Here is a 20,313-nt window from a genome sequence, read left to right on the forward strand (position 1 = left end):
TGCTCTGGGGCTCTGCTAGGTCGGCCGGAGTATCGGACAGCCCACTCCAATCACGATGCACAAAAATGGACCAGTTGGTAAAAAATGGGCATTGCGCATCGAGGCTGATGCGATAGTCTCGCTGACTGGGGAAACTACGGAGCAGCAAATGGCCGGTCGGCTGACCACGCATGTACTCGATACCATGCACGGCAAGCCCGCGCGTGGCCTGCGCCTGGAGCTGCTCTATGTACATGGGGACCACACCCATCACATCCTCGACAGCTACACCAATGCCGATGGCCGGGTCGACCAGCCGCTGCTAGAGGACGATCAGTTCCAGCTTGGCGAGTTCGAGATCCACTTTCATGTGGGCCAGTATTTCGAGCGCCTCGGGGTGGAACTGCAAACGCCATTTCTCAACGTCGTGCCGGTGCGCTTTACCATCTCAGAAGACAGTCACTACCATGTGCCGCTCCTGGTCAGCCCCTTCGGCTATTCGACCTATCGGGGGAGCTAAATCGTGGTCGAGGTCGTCAATGCCGTTCGCTTCATCCTCAACGACCGGGAAATCACGCTCACCGACATCAAGCCGGACCTGACGCTGCTTGATTGGCTGCGGCTCGACCGGCGGCTGCGCGGCAGCAAGGAGGGCTGTGCGGAGGGCGATTGCGGCGCCTGCACGGTGCTAGTGGGGCGCCTGATGGGCGACGAGATCATCTATGACTCGGTGACCAGTTGCATCCGCTTTGTGGGGAGCCTCCATGGCACCCATGTGGTCACCATCGAGCATCTGCGCGGCGAGAACGGCGATCTCCATCCAGTGCAGCAAGCCATGGTCGACCACCATGGCAGCCAGTGCGGCTTCTGCACCCCCGGCTTTGTCATGAGCCTTTACGGGCTCTGGATGCGCGATCCCAATCCCAGCCAGCGCGCCGTCGAAAAGGCGCTGCAGGGCAATCTGTGCCGCTGCACCGGCTACGCGCCCATTATTCGGGCCGCCAAGGCGATGTCGAGCTACGGCCTACCGGAAGCCGATCCGCTCTGGGCCGAGCGCATCCGCCTCAAGGGTCAGATAAAGGCTATCAATGACGGCCGCCGAGTAGAGATCGGTACGGGCGCCGAACGCATCATCGTGCCGGCAAACCTGGATGATTTCGCGCGCATCTATGAAGAACATCCCGAGGCGACCATCGTCGCGGGCTCCACCGATGTGGGGCTTTGGGTCACCAAATTCATGCGGTCCATCGGGCCGGTGATCTTTATAGGGCATTTGCAGGAGCTCAAGCGCATCGCCGAGAACGACAGCGAGCTGCGCTTTTATGCCGGCGTGTCCTATTCCGAAGCGCTGCCGCTGTTGGCGCAGTACTTCCCCGGCATGAGCGAGCTCTGGAATCGCGTTGCCGGCGAGCAGATCCGCAACATGGGGACGATTGGCGGCAACATCGCCAATGGCTCGCCCATAGGCGACACGCCACCGCCCTTGATTGCGCTGGGCGCCAAACTGCACTTGCGGCGTGGCGAGCACCGTCGCGAGATCAAGCTCGAGGATTACTTCCTCGCCTATGGCAAGCAGGACCGCCAGCCCGGTGAGTTCGTGGAAAGCGTTACCGTTCCGCACCTGCCGGCCGGTGAGCAGTTCGCGGTCTACAAGATTTCCAAGCGCCGGGAGGAGGATATCTCAACCCTGTGCGGTGCCTTCCGGGTCTTCGTCAATGATGCCGGCACGGTCGGCATGGCCCGCATCGCCTTTGGGGGCATGGCAGCCACTCCTAAGCGGGCCAAGGCGGTAGAAGCCGAGCTCGTGGGCAAGCCCTGGTCGGAGGAGACAATCGAAGCGGCGATTGCCGCCTTCGCTGTGGACTATCAGCCGATCACCGACATGCGCGCCTCGGCGGACTATCGGTCGTTGGCGGCGCAGAACCTGTTGCGGCGCTTTTTCCTCGAGACCACCGGCCAGGGGCAGCGCCTCAGCCGTGAGGTGGCGTGATGAACCGGCACGAGCCCAAGATCAAGCTGGCTAGCCTCCATACCGCCACTCGGCACGATAGCGGCCCCAAGCATGTGGCCGGCACTGCCGAATATATCGACGACATGGTCGAGCCGGCGAGCACGGTCCATGCCTATCTCGCGCTCGCCAAGCGCCCCCATGCCAGGATCGCAGGAATAAACTTCGACGCCGTCAATGCCGCTTCGGGCGTGATCGGCGTGCTGACAGCGGCCGATGTGCCGGGCGAAAATGACATCAGCCCCAGTCACCGCCATGATGAGCCGGTGTTCGCCACTGACGAAATCCACTTCTATGGCCAGCCACTCTTTGCCGTCGTTGCCGAAACGCGCGAGCAGGCGCGTCGCGCTGCGCACTTGGCGCAGGTCGAGTATGTTGACCTGCCCTTCTTCACCACCGTGCGCGAGGCGCAAGATGCCGGCGGGAAACTCGTCATCGATCCGCTGACGCTGCGGCGCGGCGATGTGGAGGCCGGTCTCGCCGCCGCCCCACGGCGGCTCAAGGGCAGCATCGAGATCGGCGGGCAGGACCATTTCTATCTCGAAGGCCATATTGCCATGGCCATTCCGGGTGAAGACGAAGACGTCACTGTCTTTTCCTCCACCCAGCATCCGAGCGAAGTGCAGGTGATGGTGGCGCAGGTGCTGGGCATTCGCCAGCACGCCGTCACCATCAATGTGCGCCGCATGGGGGGCGGTTTCGGCGGCAAGGAAACGCAGGGGAATCTCTTCGCCTGCGTCGCGGCACTGACGGCCAAAAAGTGGAATCGCGCCTGCAAGATCCGGCCGGACCGCGACGATGACATGGTGGCCACGGGCAAGCGCCACGATTTCGTGGTGGATTACCATGTCGGCTATGACGACACCGGCAAGATTGCCGCTGTGGACGCCGTCTACGCCGCGCGAGCCGGCTTTTCTTCCGATCTCTCCGGCCCGGTTACGGACAGGGCGTTGTTTCACTGCGACAATGCCTATTGGTATCCGGCGGTGCGTGCCCGCTCCGAGCCGCTCTATACCAACACGGTCTCCAACACGGCCTTCCGCGGATTCGGTGGCCCGCAGGGCATGCTCGCTGCCGAGCGCTGGATCGAAGAGATCGCCTATAGCCTGGGCAAGGATCCGCTGGAGATCCGCAAGGCCAATTTCTACGGCACCGACACCAATAACGTGACGCCCTATCATCAGACGGTGGAGGACAATGTCATCCATCGGGTGGTCGAGGAACTCGAAGCATCCTCAGACTACCAGGCGCGACGCCGGTCCATCATCGAGTTCAACCGCACAAGCCCGATCCTCAAAAAGGGGATTGCGCTAACGCCCGTCAAGTTCGGCATCTCCTTCACGGCGACCTGGTACAACCAGGGTGGCGCGCTGGTTCATGTCTACAAGGATGGCACTATCCAGCTCAATCACGGCGGCACCGAGATGGGGCAGGGGCTCTACATCAAGGTGGCGCAGGTGGTGGCCGATGCCTTTGGCGTTGGGCTCGACAACGTCAAGGTCATGACCACCTCGACCGGCAAGGTTGCCAACACTTCTGCCACCGCGGCCTCCTCGGGAACCGATCTCAATGGCGCGGCCGCACTCGACGCCGCCCGGCAGATCAAGGAGCGCCTTGTTGCCCATGCAGCGCGGCTCTACGGTTGCGAGCAGAACGAAGTGGACTGGGTGCAGGGGGGCGTCCAGGCGGGCGAGACCTTCGTCACCTTTGCCGAATTGTGTGCCTCCGCCTATATGAACCGCATCCAGCTTTCGGCCGCCGGCTTCTATACAACGCCCAAGATCCACTGGGACCGTGCCACCGGTCGGGGCCACCCCTTCTACTACTACGCCTATGGCGCCTCGGTCAGCGAAGTGACCATCGACACGCTGACGGGCGAGTACACCGTCGACCGAGTCGATATCCTCCATGATGTCGGCAAGTCGCTGAACCCGGCAATCGATCTGGGCCAGATCGAAGGCGGCTTCATCCAGGGCATGGGCTGGCTCACCACCGAGGAGCTCTGGTGGGACAACAAGGGCGAGCTACGCACGCATGCGCCCTCCACCTACAAAATTCCGCTAGCGTCGGACGTGCCGCCTGTCTTCAACGTCAAACTCGCCGAATGGTCCGCCAATCAGGAAGCGGTGATCGGCCGCTCGAAGGCCGTTGGGGAACCTCCGCTGATGCTGGCTATGAGTGTTGTCGAGGCACTCTCGATGGCAGTGGCATCGGTGGCTGACTACGCGGTTTGCCCGCGGCTCAATACGCCGGTAACGCCCGAGCGGGTGCTGATGGGCGTCGAGCGGCTCAAGCGGGAGGCGCGGGGGTGACGGCACTGCGCCTCTCTCATCGCCCCCCACCTAACCTCCCCCTCCTAGGGGGAGGAACAGCGCCAGTGCTGTTCACAGATCCCGGCCCATACGCCATTCCACGCCTCCCCCTCCCAGGGGGAGGCCGGGTGGGGGTGCTACTATGACCCCTGCCAGCCTCGAAGCCTTTCTCGCCGCGAATTCCGATGCAATCCTCTGCGAACTGACCGCCGTGCGCGGCTCCAGCCCGCGAGAGCAGGGCACGTTCATGCTGGTTGGCGCTGGCGGCATCTTCGGCACCATCGGCGGCGGCGCGCTGGAATATATGGTGATTGAGCACGCCAGGCGGCTGATCGCATCCGGTCGCGCTGCAGAGCTCATGGATGTTCCACTGGGACCCGAGATCGGCCAATGCTGTGGCGGTCGAGTAGAAGTCGATTTGCGCTACGCCAGCCCGGATTTGTGCGCTAGGCTTCAAGAGCGGGTCGCTGGCGAAACGGCGGCCCTCCCGCGCGTCTATGTGTTTGGCGCCGGCCACGTCGGACGCGTTCTTGCGCAGATGCTGGCACTGCTGCCTGTTCAAGTGCAGGTCATCGACACGCGGGAAGAAGAACTCAGCCTTCTCGCTCCAGGCATACCGGCGCAGCGTGTAGCGATGCCCGAAGCGGTGGTTCGCAACGCGCCGGCAGGCAGCAGCTATGTCATCCTTACCCATGACCACGCGCTTGATTTCCTGATCGCCCAGGAAGCGCTGGCTCGCACAGATGCGCCCTATGTCGGCATGGTCGGGTCGCGCACCAAACGGGCGCGCTTTTCCAGTTGGTACCTCGGCGCAGGCGGCGACCCGGAGGCCCTCAATCGACTCGTGCTGCCCATCGGTGCGAACGGGATTGGGGATAAACGTCCCGCCGTCATCGCGGCACTGGCGGCGGCGGAGATAATGGTTCAGATAGGCAAGCGGGAAGCTAATGATGGGCAGGCACAGGTCTCCGGCGCGCTGGGGGCCTTGAGTGGACGTTAGTATGCCGCATCGGCTTGAATTGACTGGCATTACCAAGCGCTTTCCCGGCGTGCTCGCCAATGACAACGTCACCTTCTCCGTACGGCCGGGCGAGATCCACGCGCTGTTGGGCGAAAACGGCGCCGGCAAGTCTACCCTGGTCAAGATGATCTACGGGATCATGCAACCCGATGCCGGCGAGATCCGCTGGAATGGCCAGCCGGTGACGGTCGCCAATCCCAAGGCCGCCCGTCGGCTCGGCATCGGCATGGTGTTCCAGCACTTCAGCCTCTTCGAGGCGCTGACCGTGCTCGAGAACATCGCCTTGGGCATGGACGCCAAGATCCCGGCGCGAGAGCTCGAGACGCGCATCCGCGAGGTGATGACGACCTACGGGCTGCTGCTTGATCCGCATCGCACTGTTGCCACCCTGTCGGTGGGCGAGCGGCAACGCATCGAAATTGTCCGGGCTTTGCTGCTCGACCCGCAATTGCTGATTATGGATGAGCCCACCTCGGTGTTGACGCCCCAGGAGGTTGACCAGCTTTTCGAGGTGCTGCGGAAGTTGGCGGCGCAGGGATGTTCGATCCTTTACATCTCCCACAAGCTGCACGAGATCAAAGCGCTCTGCGACACGGCAACCATCCTGCGCGGCGGCAAGCTGGTGGACACCTGCGATCCCCGGCAGGAGACCAGCCGCTCCATGGCCGAGAAGATGATCGGCGCGGGCCTTAAGGACATCGTGCGCGCCGAGGGACGCAGCATTGGCGACGCCAAGCTCGTGGTGTCGCACCTCTCGACCAAAAAGCTTGGTCATTTCGATGTGCCGGTGGACGATGTGAGCTTCACCGTTCGAGCCGGAGAGATATTTGGAATCGCGGGGGTGGCGGGCAATGGGCAGAATGCATTGCTCGATGCTCTCAGCGGGGAAGTACTGGGCGAGGACCGCAATGCCATCACCATCGACGGCTTCGGCATCGGCCTACTTGAGACCACCGCCCGACGCAAGCGCGGCCTCTGTGCCGTGCCAGAGGAGCGCAATGGGCACGCTGCCGTCGGCGATTTTTCGCTCAGCGACAATTCGGTCCTGACCGCCCGCGACCGGTTGGGCATGGTGATGATGGGACTCATCAATTCGGGCGCCGCCAAGACCTATACGGGCAAGGTGATTGCCGACTTCGCGATCAAGGCGCTGGGTCCCGCCGCAACGGCAGGATCTTTGTCGGGCGGCAATCTGCAGAAATACATCATGGGCCGCGAAATTCTGCAAAAGCCCAGCGTGCTGGTTGTTAGCCAACCCACCTGGGGCGTCGATGCGGGTGCTGCGGCGGCAATTCACCAGGCATTGGTCGATCTTGCAGCCGCCGGTTCGGCAATTGTCGTCATCAGCCAGGATCTCGATGAGCTCCTGGCTCTTTGTGACACATTGGCCGTGATCAATACGGGACGGCTGTCCGACGCGCGGCCGGTCAGTGATTTCTCGGTGGAGGAGATCGGGCTGTTGATGGGTGGCGTTCACGGTGCGACGGAGGTGCACGATGTCGTTCCGGCTTGAGAAGCGCCCCGAACCCAGCAAGCTCATGATCTATACGGCACCGGTTCTGTCGGTGCTGCTCACGATGGTTATCGGCGCGGTCATCTTTTCGCTGATTGGGTTCGATGGCATCGGCGCGGTGCGCGAAATCTTCTTCACGCCGCTCAGCAACGCCTATCGCTGGCAGGATCTTGGCGTAAAGGCTGCGCCCTTGATCATCATCGGCGTCGGGCTCTCGATCGCCTATCGGGCCAATGTCTGGAACATCGGGGCGGAAGGGCAATATATCATGGGCGGGCTCGCCGCCACCTGGGTGGCGCTCTCCACCTATGGCATGACCGGCTGGTGGATCTTGCCGCTGATGGCACTTGCTGGGTTGGTCGGCGGAGCGCTCTATGCCGGCATCCCGGCGCTCCTCAAGACCCGGCTCAATGTCAACGAGATCCTGACCTCGCTGATGCTCACCTACGCCTCAGTGCAGTTGATCTACTATCTCGTCCGCGCGCCATGGCGCGATCCGATGGGCATGGGCTTTCCGCAGACCCGCGTCTTTTCCGAGGCCGCGCGCCTGCCCACCATCATTCCCGGCACCATTGTCCATCTCGGCGTGCCGATCGCCATCGTGGTGGCGCTCGTCGCCTGGTTCATCATGCAGCGCTCGGTCTTTGGCTATCAGATGAAGGTGGTGGGTGCTGCTCCGCATGCCGCCCGCTATGGTGGGTTCAAGGAGAACCGCACCATCTGGCTGGCTATGCTGGTCAGCGGCGGCTTAGCAGGCTTTGCCGGCATGCTGGAGGTCGCCGGACCTTTCCAGCGCATGGTGCCGAGCTTCCCTACTGGCTATGGCTTTACCGCTATCATCGTCGCCTTTCTGGGGCGTCTCAATCCACTGGGCGTGGTGTTTGCCGGCATCGTCATGGCCATCACCTTTGTGGGTGGTGATGTGGCACAGACCAGTATCGGGCTCGACAGCGCCGCCACCGGCATCTTCCAGGCCATGGTGCTCTTCTTCCTCCTCGCTGCCGACATTCTGGTGCGCTACCGCGTCCGGCGCGTCGGCACAGCGCCAGCGGAGGCTCGCGCATGAGCATGAGCCTCCTCATCCCCATCCTCATCACAGTGATCGGCGCTTCGACCCCGATCCTGATTGCAGCGCTGGGCGAGCTCGTCGTCGAAAAGGCGGGCGTGCTCAATCTGGGTGTCGAGGGCATGATGCTGGTGGGCGCCATTGTCGGCTTCCTCGTGGTCTTTCTCACCGGCAACCACTATCTGGCGCTGCTCCTGGCGGCGGGGGCGGGGCTCCTGACGTCGCTGATCTTTGCGTTTCTTACGCTCAACCTCTCAGCCAACCAGACCGCCACGGGCCTAGCGCTCACCATTTTCGGCACCGGCTTTTCCGCCCTGGCAGGGCAGGGCTATAGCGCCCGCCCGGTGACGCTGATGAGCCCGCTTTTTCCTCCCGAACTCGCTACCCATCCGGTCTGGCGGATCGTCTTTGGCTTTCCCGCCCCCGTTTATTTCTCGCTAGTGATGGTGGTTGCGATCTGGTGGTTCTTCAAGAAGTCGCGCTTGGGGCTGATTCTCCGGGCGGTCGGCGAGAACGACCTGTCCGCCCATTCCATCGGTTATTCTGTTATCGGCGTGCGCTACATGGCGGTGATGTTCGGCGGCGCCATGGCGGGCATTGGCGGGGCGTGCTTTCCGCTACTGCTCACCCCGCAATGGGCGGAAGGGATGACCGCGGGCCGCGGCTGGATTGCAGTGGCGCTGGTGGTGTTCTCCTCTTGGCGTCCGTTCCGCCTTCTCGCCGGCGCCTACCTCTTTGGGCTCGTCATGACCATGGAGCTCTATGCCAAGGCTGGCGGCGGCCCGCTCGCCGTCATCCCGGCCGAGCTCTGGTCGGCCATGCCCTATATCGCCACTGTCGTCGTCCTGGTGTTGATTTCAATCCGGCGCGACGCTTCCACCAACGCACCGGCCTGCCTCGGCAAGCCGTTTCTGCCGACCAATTGAGGCGGTTGCCCATGGCTGCCTTGATCAACCAAGAAAAGTCATCAGGAGAGACGACATGACCCTTTCACGGCGTAATATTTTGAAGATCGGCGGGGCTGCTGCCGCCCTGCCGCTACTCGGCTCGCGGGCCTTTGCCCAGACCGAGCCGCTCAAGGTCGGCTTCATGCTGATCGGCACGGTCAACGACAATGGCTGGAATTTCGGCCATGATGAGGGCCGCAAGTTCATGGAAGAGCAGCTCGGCTCGGCCGTTACCTCGACCGTGGTCGAGAATGTGCCCGAAGGCCCCGACAGCGAACGCGTCTTGCGTGAACTCGCCCAGTCCGGCCACAAGCTGATCTTTGCCACCAGCTTCGGCTATGGCGACTATGTCCTCAAGGTCGCCCAGCAGTTCCCCGACGTCATTTTCGAACACGCTACCGGCTACCAGCGCGCCGACAATGTCGGCACCTACAACGCCCGCTTCTACGAGGGCCGCGCCGTGTGCGGTGACATCGCTGGTCACATGAGCAAGACCGGCAAGGCCGGCTATATCGGCTCCTTCCCGATCCCCGAAGTGGTGATGGGCATCAACTCCTTCACCCTGGCTGCCCGCAAGGTGAACCCAGATTTCACCATGACCCCGGTCTATATCTCGACCTGGAACGACCCGGCTCGTGAAGCCGACGCCGCCCGCGCCATGATCGATCAAGGCATCGACATCATTGCCCAGCACACCGATGGCCCCGCGGCCCTGCAGGTTGCGCAGGAGCGCGGCATTGTCGGCGGTTTCGGCCAAGGTGCTGACATGAGCGCCTTCGCTCCCGAAGCGCAGCTGACCTCTATCATCGACATCTGGGGTCCGCACTACACCAAGACCGCCCAGGAAGTGCTCGACGGCACCTGGGTGTCGGATGACGAGTGGCCCGGTATTGCCGATGGTGCCGTGGTCATCGGCCCCTATGGCGAGAAAGTGCCCGAAGAAGTCGTCGCATCTGCCGAAACGCTCAAGGCCGCCATCATTGCGGGCGCCAGCACCATCTGGACCGGCCCGATCCGCGACACGGAAGGCAATATCCGGATCGCCGAAGGTGAGACCATGACCGACGAACAGCTCCTCACCATGGACTGGTATGTCGAAGGCGTGAACCCGCCGGCCTGATCGGCGAAACTGACGACATCGAGAAGGGGCGGGTCTCGGCCCGCCCCTTTTCATGAAGACCAAGAGGGGCGATATGGGCGATCTGGCGATTTTCTACGAGTGGCTGATGTTTGCGGTGCGCTGGCTGCACGTCATCACGGCCATCGCCTGGATCGGGTCGTCCTTCTATTTCATTGCGCTAGACCTTGGCCTGCGCAAGACGCCCAGCCTGCCGCCGCTCGCCCATGGCGAGGAATGGCAGGTGCATGGTGGCGGCTTTTATCACATCCAGAAATACCTGGTGGCGCCCGATTTTCTTCCCGAGCATCTGACCTGGTTCAAGTGGGAGAGCTATTGGACGTGGCTGTCCGGCTTCATGCTCTTGGTGCTGCTCTACTATGTGGGGGCAGATCTCTACCTCATCGACCGCACTGTGTTGGACGTGCCGGCCTGGGGCGCCATCGCGCTGTCGCTGGCGTCCATCGTTCTCGGTTGGGTGCTCTATGACGCCCTCTGCAAATCGCCTATCGGCCAGTCCACCACGGGACTGATGCTCTTCCTCTTTGCCATCCTCGTGGCGATGAGCTGGGGCTATACCCAGCTCTTCACTGGCCGCGCGGCGTTGCTGCATATGGGCGCGTTCACCGCCACCATCATGGCGGCCAATGTCGCCATGATCATCATCCCTAACCAAAAGCTTGTGGTGGGTGACCTCAAGGCAGGGCGGGTGCCGGACGCGAAATACGGCAGGATCGCCAAGCAGCGGAGCCTGCACAACAACTACCTGACGCTGCCGGTCATCTTCTTCATGCTGTCCAGCCACTATCCGCTGGCCTTTGCCACGCAGTGGAACTGGATCATCGCTTCGCTAATCTTTCTGGTCGGCGTGGTCATCCGGCACTATTTCAACACGCGCCACGCCCGCAAGGGCAATCCGCACTGGACCTGGGCCGTGGCCGCGATCCTCTTTATCGCTATCGCCTGGCTTTCGACCGGGCCGAAACTTATCGGTTCGGCAGGAGAGGCGGTGGCGTCGCGGGCGGCGGAATCCTTTCTCGGCGCCAGCCACTTCCAGCAAGCCAGTCTGACCGTGCAGACCCGCTGCGGCATGTGCCACACGGCCGAGCCCGCCTGGCCTGGCGTCTACGAGGCGCCCAAGAACGTCATCCTCGACAATGATATCGCCGTCGCCAACCATGCGCGGGAGATCGCCATCCAGGCGGGCTATTCCCATGCCATGCCGCCGGGCAATGTGAGCGAGATGACACCCGAGGAACGCGCGCTGATCGTGGAATGGTATCGGGAGGGATCGGGACAATGAGCCGGACCATTCTGCGCGGCCGGGTCCTGACATTTCTCAGCGAACCTCAGGGCATCGACGATATCGCCAGCTACCGCTACCTCGAAGATGGCGCCATCACCATTGCCGAGGGCAAGATCGTCGCGGTGGGGGACTATGACGCAGCTGCCCTCGGCGATGCCGAAGTGATCGACCACCGCCCCAACCTGATCCTGCCCGGCTTCATCGACATGCACCTTCATTACGTGCAGAGCCAGATGATCGCGTCCTATGCCGGCTCGCTGCTGGAATGGCTCAACACCTATACTTTCCACGAAGAGCAGAAGTTCAGTCAGCAGGGGCATGCCAGCGCTGTCGCGACGGATTTCTACAAAGAGCTGATCCGGCACGGCACCACCACGGCAGTGGCCTACTGCTCGAGCCATCCTGCTTCAGTCGATGCCTACTTCGCCGAAGCGGAACGCCGCAACATGCTGATGATCGGCGGCAAGGTAATGATGGACCGCAACGCTCCCGAAGCGCTCTGCGATACGGCGCAGTCGGGGTATGACGACACCAAAGCGCTGATCGAGCGCTGGCACGGCCAAGGCCGGGCGCTCTACGCCATTTCGCCACGCTTTGCCATCACCTCGACCCCGGCACAGATGGAGGCGGCCCGCGCCCTCGTTGCCCAGTACCCCGAGTGCTACGTCCAGACCCATCTTAGCGAGAACGACGCGGAAATCTCGCTCTCCATGGAGCTCTACCCGGACGCGCCGGACTATACGGGCATCTATGAAGACTACGGGATCCTCGGGCCCAAGACTCTTCTCGGCCACTGTCTTCATCTCAACCATCGCGAAACGGGTGTTCTGGCCGAAACGGGCTCGGTTGCCGTCTTTTGCCCCACCTCCAACCTCTTTTTGGGCAGCGGTCTTTTTGATCGCGCGCGGTTGGCCAAGATGGGCGTCCGCATCGGCATTGCCACCGACATCGGCGGCGGCACCAGCTTTGGCATGCTGCGCACCATGGATGAGGGCTATAAAGTGCTGCAATTGCGCGGGGATCGGCTCACACCGCTCAACGCCTTTTACATGCTCACCCTGGGCAATGCCCGCTCACTCTCGCTCGAGGGCAGCATAGGCGCGATTGCTCCGGGTAATGCGGCGGATCTCGTGGTACTCGATGTGCGCGCCACGCCAGCCATGCGGCTGCGTGCTGCCACCCTCACGAGCCTTGTCGAGGAGCTCTTCCTGCTTCAAACACTGGGCGACGATCGCGCCATTGCGGAAGTCTATGTGGCAGGTGCAAGGGCGAAGTCCACTTTGGGCGGGTTGTGAGCCTCTCCACGATGTCATAAAGCTGTCGCCATCTGTTTTCGGGGTGAGACAATGAGCGACTACGTCACGAAATCCGATCTTCAGGTTCACCAGCTGCTGGTCGATTTTGTTGAAAAGGAAGCGCTGCCTGGCCTCTCGGTAACGGCCGACCAATTCTGGTCGGGCGTGTCCGGCATCGTTGCTCAACACGGTCCTACCAATGCCGCCCTTCTCAGGAAACGCGACGATCTGCAGGCCAAGATTGACGATTGGCACCGCAAATATGGTCCGGTCGCCAACAATCCCCAGGGCTACGAGTTCTTCCTCAAGGACATCGGCTATCTCATCCCCGAGCCGGCAGACTTCGCTATTGAGACGGAGGGCTTGGATCCGGAGATATCGAGCCTTTGCGGTCCTCAGTTGGTGGTGCCGGTGTCCAATGCACGTTACGCGCTCAACGCAGCCAATGCGCGCTGGGGCAGTCTCTACGACGCGCTCTATGGCACCGATGTCATCGCTCGTGAAGGCGATCTGGCGCCCACGGGCGGCTACAACGCCAAGCGCGGCCAGGTGGTGGTCGAGAAAGCTGCCGAGTTCCTGGACGCGGCCGTGCCGCTGGCGGGAGGTAGCCACAAGCAGGTCACCGCTTACCGGATCGAGAAACAGGATGGTGCTGCCTCGCTCCTGATCGAAACGAGCGCCGGTGTCACCGGTCTACGTGATCCGTCAGGATTCGTTGGCTATTCCGGCAACGCGGATAAAGGTGAGATCGTGCTGCGCCATCATGGCTTGCACGTCGTCCTCGTCATCGACCGTGCCAATGTCATTGGCGCCGCCCATCCTGCAGGACTGGCAGACGTGGTCGTCGAAGCAGCTCTCACAACCATTCAAGACTGCGAAGACTCAGTGGCTGCCGTCGATGCTGCCGACAAGGTCGTGGTCTACCGCAACTGGCTCGGGCTGATGGATGGCACGCTCGAAGACAGCTTCGAGAAAAACGGGCGCATGATGACGCGTCAGCTCAATGCCGATCGCACCTACACCGCCCCTGATGGGCAGGAGTTGACCCTCAAGGGGCGTTCGCTGCTGTTGGTCCGCAATGTCGGTCACCTGATGACGACCGACGCCATCAAGACCGCGGACGGCAAGCCCATCGGCGAAGGCATCATGGACGCAGCGCTGACCGCCCTTTGCGCCATGCACGACAAGACCAGCAGCCGCACCGGCGCGATCTATGTCGTCAAGCCCAAGATGCACGGTCCCGACGAGGTGGCCCTGGCCTGCGCTATCTTTGCATCTGTCGAACAGATGCTGGAGCTCGCGCCGCGCACCATCAAGATCGGCATCATGGACGAGGAGCGGCGTACCTCGGCCAATCTAAAGGCCTGCATCCATGCCGCGCGTGACCGGGTGTTCTTCATCAACACCGGCTTTCTCGACCGTACGGGCGATGAGATCCACACCTCCATGGAGGCAGGTCCCGTCCTGCGCAAGGACGAGATCAAGGCCGAGCCCTGGCTCCAAGCCTATGAAGATCGGAACGTGCTGATCGGCCTCGCCTGCGGGTTCTCGGGCAAGGCCCAGATCGGCAAGGGCATGTGGGCCCGGCCCGACGACATGGCCGCGATGATGTCCGCCAAGTCAGCGCATCCACGCGCCGGTGCCAATACCGCCTGGGTGCCTTCGCCAACCGCCGCGACGCTGCACGCGCTGCACTACCACGAGGTGGACGTCTTCGCCGAGCAGGAGCGCCGCAGGGGCGAGCCGGTACCGCCGCTTTCGGCGCTGTTCTCCATGCCGATCCAGGTGCCGTTCTCCCTCAGCCGCGAGGAGATTACCCGCGAACTCGAAAACAACGCCCAGGGTATTCTGGGTTATGTGGTGCGCTGGGTGCAGCAGGGCGTGGGCTGTTCCAAGGTGCCCGACATCAACGATGTAGGGCTGATGGAAGACCGCGCCACCTGCCGCATCTCCAGTCAAGCGGTGGCCAACTGGCTGCGCCACGGCCTCGTATCACGTGATGAGATTTCCTCCACCTTCGAGCGCATGGCGGTAGTCGTCGATCAGCAGAATGCCGGCGATCCCCTCTACCGTCCTATGGCAGAGAACTTCCAGTCCGTTGCCTTCCAGGCGGCGCTGGATCTGGCGCTCCATGGCGCCGACCAGCCCAGCGGTTATACCGAGCCGGTGCTGCATGCCCGGCGTCGGCAGGTCAAGGCCCGCGCTCAGAAGTAGGGGCGTTTAGCGCCCGTACACCGGCAGGCTCAGCGCGGAGCCGGCCAGGCTGATCTCGATGTCATTTGCCTCCATCTTGGTGGCGGTGCTGATCGGTTCGCCCGTTCCCATGTTCCGCGCATAGCGCGGATGCGCGCCCGATGAGACCTGCAGCCGCAGCCGGTGGCCCGGCAAGAAGCTATGCGCCGTTGCGTGAAGGCCGATCTCGAGGTGCCAATTGCCCTCGGCGTCGGTCGGCGTCTCCGGGGTTACCCGCACCAGCCCATCGCAGATATTGCGCGACATGCCATCGGTTCCCACATCGCAGAGTCGCACGAAAAAGTCGGCGTCGGGTAGGCTGGCGCGGGCGGTCAGCGTCACTCGGCTCTTGCCGATGACCGTCACGGCTTGGGTGAGCTTCTCACCGGTATAGCAGCGAACGTCGGCCCGCTCTTCACGCGGCTTGTTGTCGACCATGCCCGCACCAGTGAACGCAAAGATTGCCCCACCCACGTTTGGGGTGGGTTCTGCTGGGTCATAGCGGTAGAAATCCCGTTCATCTGTGCTGTTCTTTCGTTCAGAAAGTACCCTTCCTGGCGCGAGAAACCAGCTTTTCTCGGCCGCTCCGGGTGGTGGAAAACAGTCGAATTCCCGCCACTCATCTTCACCCGAAACGTGAATCCGGACCGGTTTTTCCCGCAAGCCACTCGCATCGTTGAGCAGCTTGGCGCGCATCCACAGCAGCGTTTCCCGCAGATTATCCCGTTGCAATTGATCCTCGACATGGAACCACGTTCCCACGGTCAAATAGGGTTGGTGACCAAGATCGATCAAACGCTGGTAATCGCTCAACAATTGGTCGAGCATGAAATCGTACCAGCCGGAAATGAAGTGCACCGGCGGCGTCTTGTCGTTCATCCGATGGCGGTGATCGAGCTCGTCCCAGAAACCCTCATTGCCGATCGCTTCGTCGAACCAGCGTCGCCAGAACCCGATAGGTTTGCCGACCGCTGCCACGTCCGCTTCTTTCAGAGGCAGCGTGTTGGAAGCCTTCGCGGTTTTGCGCTCGATTGTGCCGGTGACCATCCGTGCCGCTGCTCTGAGCGGTGAGCGGCGCAGACCTTCCACCACCTGTAGCCAGGACAGCCAAAGCTGGAGGTGAAAGGCGCCAGCAGGAAATACGACGGACCGGAAATCGGCCGTGGTCACCTTGGTGGCCATAGCCGAGACCGGCGGCAGGGCATCGGAGATCGCCCATTGCGCGTAGCCCAAATAGGAGGGCCCAGAGAGTCCCAGCCGCCCGTCATACCATGGCTGCCCCTTGAGCCAGTCGAGGGTAGCCAGACCATCGCTGCGCTCGTTGACCAGCGGGTCGAACTCGCCACCAGACTTCTCCGTGCCGCGACAGGCTTGGATCACAACGTGAAAGCCCCGCTCCGCATAGGCTTCGGCGATCGGGCCAAAGCCCTGGCGCCCGTAGGGCAGGCGCATCAGGAGGGTGGGGTGCTGCCCCGCCAGGCGTGGCGCATAATGGTCGGTCAAGAGCACCACGCCGTCAGACATGGTCACCGGAATGCTGCGCGTCTTCTTCACGCTATTGGTGCGCGGCGGCAGGTCCTCGAGATAGGCGAGGAAGAAGCTCGAAACACTCATCTCAGTCGACGAAAGCGAACTGGTCGACGTCGAAGAGCCCGCGGTCTGTCATCTTAAGGTGCGGAATGACGGGAAGGGCCAGGAAGGCGACCTGCAGAAAGGGCTCAGGCAGCACACAGCCAAGCGCTTTGGCGGCATCACGGAGCTTGTGAAGCTCCTTGGCCACTGTCTCGAACGGCTCAAGGCTCATGAGCCCCGCCAGGGGCAGGGCGAGTTCGGCGGTGATCCGTCCCTCATCGGCAACGGCGAAGCCGCCGCCCATTTCGATCAAGCGGTTCACTGCCAGGGCCATGTCGCCATCGGTGGCGCCGATCACCGTGATATTGTGACTGTCATGACCGACTGAGGAGGCGATTGCTCCACGCTTGAGGCCGAACCCGGTGACAAAACTGCGGCCGATATTGCCGTTCAATCCATGTCGCTCGACCACAGCGACCTTGAGCACGTCTGCATCGAGGTCGGGCATGACACCGCCATCGCCCACCGAAAGCACTGCGGTTTCCCGGAAGGTCAGGATGAGGCCAGGCTTCACGCCAATGACCGGCGTCTGATTGCGATCAGCACGGGGTGGAACAATGAAAGCGTCGGCCGATACCGGCTTTGCCTTCATTGAGCTGAGGCCCACTGGGGCCACCTGTTCGCGCGCGGCGAAGAGCTCGGGCGTCACCAGGTGCCCGCCCACCACCACGTCACTGACTTGGCAGTCTTCAAGGCTATCGACTAGTACGATATCGGCACGCCAGCCGGGGGCGAGCAGGCCGCGGTCACGCAGGCCGAAGATGCGTGCCGCCGAATGGCTGGCGGCGCGATAAACGTGATGCAGCGGTCGGCCCATCGCGATCAGGCGGCGAATGGAGCTATCGAGATGGCCTTCCTCGGCGATATCGAGGGGATTACGGTCATCGGTGCAGAGGGCCACGACGCTGGAACTGTTCTCGTCAAGGATTTCCGCCAACGCCTTGAGATCCTTCGATACGGAGCCCTCGCGGATGAGGATGGCCATGCCTTTGGCTAGCTTCTCGCGCGCCTCTGCAGCTGTAGTGGCTTCGTGGTCGGTTCGGATGGCTGCTGCGAGATAGCCGTTTAGCCCCATGCCGCGCAGCAAGGGTGCATGGCCGTCGATATGTCCGTCCTGGAATGCCATCAACTTCGCAATGATGCCTGGGTCGGCGCCGAGCACACCGGGGAAGTTCATCATCTCGGCAAGGCCGATGACCTTGGGGTGGCTTCTGAACGGCTCCAGATCTTCGATCTCAAGGGCCGCGCCTGCAGTTTCGAAGGCGGTGGCCGGGACGCAAGAGGAGAGATTGACCCGGATATCCATCGCCGCCCGCTGGGCGCAATCGAGAAAGTACTTGATGCCCGGCGCGCCAAGGACGTTAGCGATTTCATGTGGGTCGCAGATGACGGTCGTCACCCCGTGCGGCAGCACGCAACGGTCGAATTCCAGCGGGGTAACCAGGGAGGATTCGATGTGGAGGTGGGTGTCAATGAAGCCGGGAACTGCGAAGCGCCCATTGCCCTCAATGACTCTGTGGCCTTCGTATTGCGCCAACGTGCCGACGATCCGATCCTCGACGATGGCGATGTCGGTGCGGGTAATTTGCCCCGTGATCACCTCAAGCAGTTGCACGTTTTTGATCACCAGGTCGGCGGGAGCCTTGCCCTGGCCGGCCATGATCATGCGGGTTAGGGCTTCGGCTGTTGGCATAGGATTCCCCAAGACTTGTCGGTGACGAGGGTCGGCCCCTGCGGCCTGAAGGTCAACCCTCGGCGCGGAACCGCGACTGCGTGGCACACGTTGGCTCTAGCAAACAACGGAGAGCGTCATGGAAAGCTACGATCCAAACAAGAACCCGACTGAGTTGCGACAGGCTAGTCCGCGCAAGATGAACCTGCGCGTGTTGATCATGTCGATGGTGGGTTTGATCCTGCTTTTCGCGCTGGTTTACATCATCTACACGGTCGCCCAGCCAAATCCCAATTGATTTCGGAGGCGAGCGCCTAGAATGTGGATGAGCAAGCCGGTCCATGAGCTTGGCCTTTGATCAAGGGTGGGGATAGAGTGGTCGTCCATCCCACTCTATCCAGGACCACCGATGAGCAGAGTTCGCGCCCTTGTTCTTGAACGTCAGCATGAACTCGCCATGCGTGACATCGACCTGCCCCTCGAAGTGGGGCCCGGCATGGTCAAGATTGCCATCCACACGGTGGGTGTCTGCGGCTCGGACGTCCACTACTACACTCATGGACGGATTGGCCCCTTCGTTGTCGAGGCGCCTATGGTGCTGGGGCATGAAGCTGCCGGAACAGTGGTTGAGCTCGGTGAGGGCGTAAACCAACTCAAAGTCGGCGACCGCGTCTGCATGGAACCAGGCATCCCGAATGCCAATTCTCGGGCCAGCCGGCTCGGCATGTATAATGTGGATCCGGCAGTGTCCTTCTGGGCGACGCCGCCAGTCCATGGCGTGTTGACGCCGCACGTGGTCCACCCGGCGAACTACACTTTCAAGCTGCCCGACAATGTCAGCTTCGCCGAGGGCGCGATGGTGGAGCCGTTTGCCGTGGGCATGCAGGCGGCCACCAAGGCTGGCATCAAGCCTGGCGATACTGCGGTTGTGCTGGGAGCCGGACCGATCGGCACCATGGTAGCCATAGCTGCCCTGGCCGGCGGCTGCGCCCGCGTTATCATTGCCGATCTGGCGCAGCCTAAGCTCGACATTGCAGCCGGTTACCAGGGAGTCATCCCGATAAATATCCGGCAGGCGAATCTCGTCGCCGAAGTGGCCCGCGTGACGGAAGGTTGGGGCGCCGACGTGGTATTTGAGTGTTCTGGTTCACCCAAGGCCTGGGAGACCATCATGGACTTGCCCCGGCCGGGCGGAACGATTGTGGTTGTGGGGCTGCCGGTGGAGCCGATCAAAGTTGATATCGCGGCTGCCTCCACCAAGGAGCTACGGATCGAGAACGTTTTCCGCTACGCTCATCAATATGAGCGCGCCATCGCGCTGTTCGCATCGGGGCGGGTAGACCTCAAGCCCCTTATCTCGGAGACATTTTCCTTCGAGGATGCCATCGCCGCGTTCGAGCGCGCCGCGGAGGCACGGCCGAGCGATGTCAAGCTGCAGATCCGTGTTGCCTCCTGAGGCAAGGTGTTGGAACTAAGCTGCTTTCCCGTGATTTGTCACGGTAGTGTCACGAAGGGAGCTTCCGAATGGATATCGGCAATGAGTGGGGCCTTGTGGAAACCCACCTGCCGCTTCACATCATGGGCATCCGCCTGCTGATCGCCTTCTGCCTGGGCGCCATGATCGGCTTTGAACGAGAGGCCCACACGGCTGAAGCGGGCCTGCGCACACATATTCTGGTTGCACTAGCCGCGGCGCTCTTCACCATTCTCGCATTTGAGATCTACCACACGATCGAGTCCGGGAACGCGTCGCGGGCTGACCCCATCCGTGCTGTCGAGGCAGTTACCGCTGGCATTGCTTTTCTCGGCGCGGGAGCGATCTTCCGCTCGCAAGGCGGCGTGCAGGGACTAACCACCGGAGCTGGCATGTGGCTGGCGGGTGCCGTGGGTATGGCGACGGCGCTGGGTTACTATGTGGTTGCCGTAGGCACGACCCTACTTGCGGTGCTGGTGCTGGCGGCATTACGCGCCTTTGCCCATCAGATAATCCGCAGGGCTGGCGGGAATCCCGACCAAATGCCGAACCAAGAAGGCAGCGATCGTTCAGATGACAATCTCCGGTGAAGGGCGGGAGGGGCCGCGGGGAGAAGCGAGGCGATGCGCTGAGGGACATGCGCACAGACTGAGCCTCTCCCCCCGTGCGGGAGCAACCGGGAGGTGTTGCTACCGCGCCCATAGCGAGACTTCCTTGGAGTGAAGCCTCACTCCTCCTG

General features: G+C 62.2%; 16 protein-coding genes. 14 read left to right on the top strand and 2 right to left on the bottom strand.

Going from position 1 to position 20,313, the window contains the following annotated elements; genetic code table 11:
• Positions 1-148 precede the first annotated feature (148 nt).
• The 11 genes from uraH to QOV41_RS05585 all read left to right on the top strand — a co-directional run bounded on the left by uraH (position 149) and on the right by QOV41_RS05585 (position 14,778).
• Positions 149-499: a hydroxyisourate hydrolase gene (gene uraH, locus QOV41_RS05535; protein WP_284580072.1), complete on the top strand. Its 351-nt coding sequence runs from the start codon at positions 149-151 to the stop codon at positions 497-499.
• A 3-nt stretch (positions 500-502) separates the two neighbouring features.
• Positions 503-1,969, top strand: coding sequence for a xanthine dehydrogenase small subunit (gene xdhA / locus QOV41_RS05540; RefSeq protein ID WP_415926747.1), 1,467 nt, complete (start codon positions 503-505; stop codon positions 1,967-1,969).
• A complete protein-coding gene (gene xdhB, locus QOV41_RS05545) occupies positions 1,969-4,299 on the top strand; it encodes a xanthine dehydrogenase molybdopterin binding subunit (RefSeq protein ID WP_284580073.1) in 2,331 nt (776 codons plus the stop codon). Before xdhA ends, xdhB begins: the two co-directional genes overlap by 1 nt.
• 142 nt (positions 4,300-4,441) lie before the next feature.
• Positions 4,442-5,299 (top strand): xanthine dehydrogenase accessory protein XdhC, encoded by an 858-nt coding sequence (gene xdhC, locus QOV41_RS05550; protein ID WP_284580075.1) that lies wholly within the window; start codon positions 4,442-4,444, stop codon positions 5,297-5,299.
• Position 5,300: 1 nt separating this feature from the next.
• Positions 5,301-6,833 (top strand): ABC transporter ATP-binding protein, encoded by a 1,533-nt coding sequence (locus QOV41_RS05555; protein ID WP_284580076.1) that lies wholly within the window; start codon positions 5,301-5,303, stop codon positions 6,831-6,833.
• Positions 6,817-7,899, top strand: a complete 1,083-nt coding sequence (locus QOV41_RS05560; RefSeq protein WP_284580078.1) for an ABC transporter permease — start codon at positions 6,817-6,819, stop codon at positions 7,897-7,899. The genes QOV41_RS05555 and QOV41_RS05560 overlap by 17 nt, the downstream gene beginning before the upstream one ends.
• Positions 7,900-7,901: 2 nt before the next feature.
• A complete protein-coding gene (locus QOV41_RS05565; protein WP_284581192.1) occupies positions 7,902-8,825 on the top strand; it encodes an ABC transporter permease in 924 nt (307 codons plus the stop codon).
• Between the two features lie 55 nt (positions 8,826-8,880).
• Complete coding sequence (locus QOV41_RS05570; protein WP_284580079.1) at positions 8,881-9,966, top strand: BMP family ABC transporter substrate-binding protein; 1,086 nt, start codon at positions 8,881-8,883, stop codon at positions 9,964-9,966.
• A 73-nt stretch (positions 9,967-10,039) separates the two neighbouring features.
• Positions 10,040-11,266 carry a urate hydroxylase PuuD gene (locus QOV41_RS05575; protein WP_284581194.1) on the top strand — a complete coding sequence of 409 codons (1,227 nt, stop codon included), beginning with the start codon at positions 10,040-10,042 and terminating at the stop codon, positions 11,264-11,266.
• Complete coding sequence (guaD, locus tag QOV41_RS05580; protein WP_284580081.1) at positions 11,263-12,564, top strand: guanine deaminase; 1,302 nt, start codon at positions 11,263-11,265, stop codon at positions 12,562-12,564. The genes QOV41_RS05575 and guaD overlap by 4 nt, the downstream gene beginning before the upstream one ends.
• A gap of 51 nt (positions 12,565-12,615) precedes the next feature.
• Positions 12,616-14,778 (top strand): malate synthase G, encoded by a 2,163-nt coding sequence (locus tag QOV41_RS05585; RefSeq protein WP_284580082.1) that lies wholly within the window; start codon positions 12,616-12,618, stop codon positions 14,776-14,778.
• A 6-nt stretch (positions 14,779-14,784) separates the two neighbouring features.
• On the opposite strand, the gene QOV41_RS05590 is transcribed toward QOV41_RS05585, so the two are convergent.
• The gene (locus tag QOV41_RS05590) at positions 14,785-16,410 is read right to left on the bottom strand and encodes a CocE/NonD family hydrolase (RefSeq protein ID WP_284580083.1); all 1,626 of its coding nucleotides are present in this window, start codon (positions 16,408-16,410) and stop codon (positions 14,785-14,787) included.
• Between the two features lies 1 nt (position 16,411).
• Positions 16,412-18,121 (bottom strand): adenine deaminase, encoded by a 1,710-nt coding sequence (ade, locus tag QOV41_RS05595; RefSeq protein WP_284580084.1) that lies wholly within the window; start codon positions 18,119-18,121, stop codon positions 16,412-16,414.
• A gap of 118 nt (positions 18,122-18,239) precedes the next feature.
• Between ade and QOV41_RS05600 the strand changes: the two genes are divergently transcribed.
• The 3 genes from QOV41_RS05600 to QOV41_RS05610 all read left to right on the top strand — a co-directional run bounded on the left by QOV41_RS05600 (position 18,240) and on the right by QOV41_RS05610 (position 20,164).
• Positions 18,240-18,398 (top strand): hypothetical protein, encoded by a 159-nt coding sequence (locus QOV41_RS05600; protein WP_284580085.1) that lies wholly within the window; start codon positions 18,240-18,242, stop codon positions 18,396-18,398.
• A 111-nt stretch (positions 18,399-18,509) separates the two neighbouring features.
• The gene (locus QOV41_RS05605; protein ID WP_284580087.1) at positions 18,510-19,556 is read left to right on the top strand and encodes an NAD(P)-dependent alcohol dehydrogenase; all 1,047 of its coding nucleotides are present in this window, start codon (positions 18,510-18,512) and stop codon (positions 19,554-19,556) included.
• Between the two features lie 68 nt (positions 19,557-19,624).
• Positions 19,625-20,164: an MgtC/SapB family protein gene (locus tag QOV41_RS05610; RefSeq protein ID WP_284580088.1), complete on the top strand. Its 540-nt coding sequence runs from the start codon at positions 19,625-19,627 to the stop codon at positions 20,162-20,164.
• Positions 20,165-20,313: the final 149 nt, after the last annotated feature.

It is taken from the genome of Devosia sp. RR2S18 (assembly GCF_030177755.1).
Lineage (GTDB): Bacteria > Pseudomonadota > Alphaproteobacteria > Rhizobiales > Devosiaceae > Devosia > Devosia rhizosphaerae.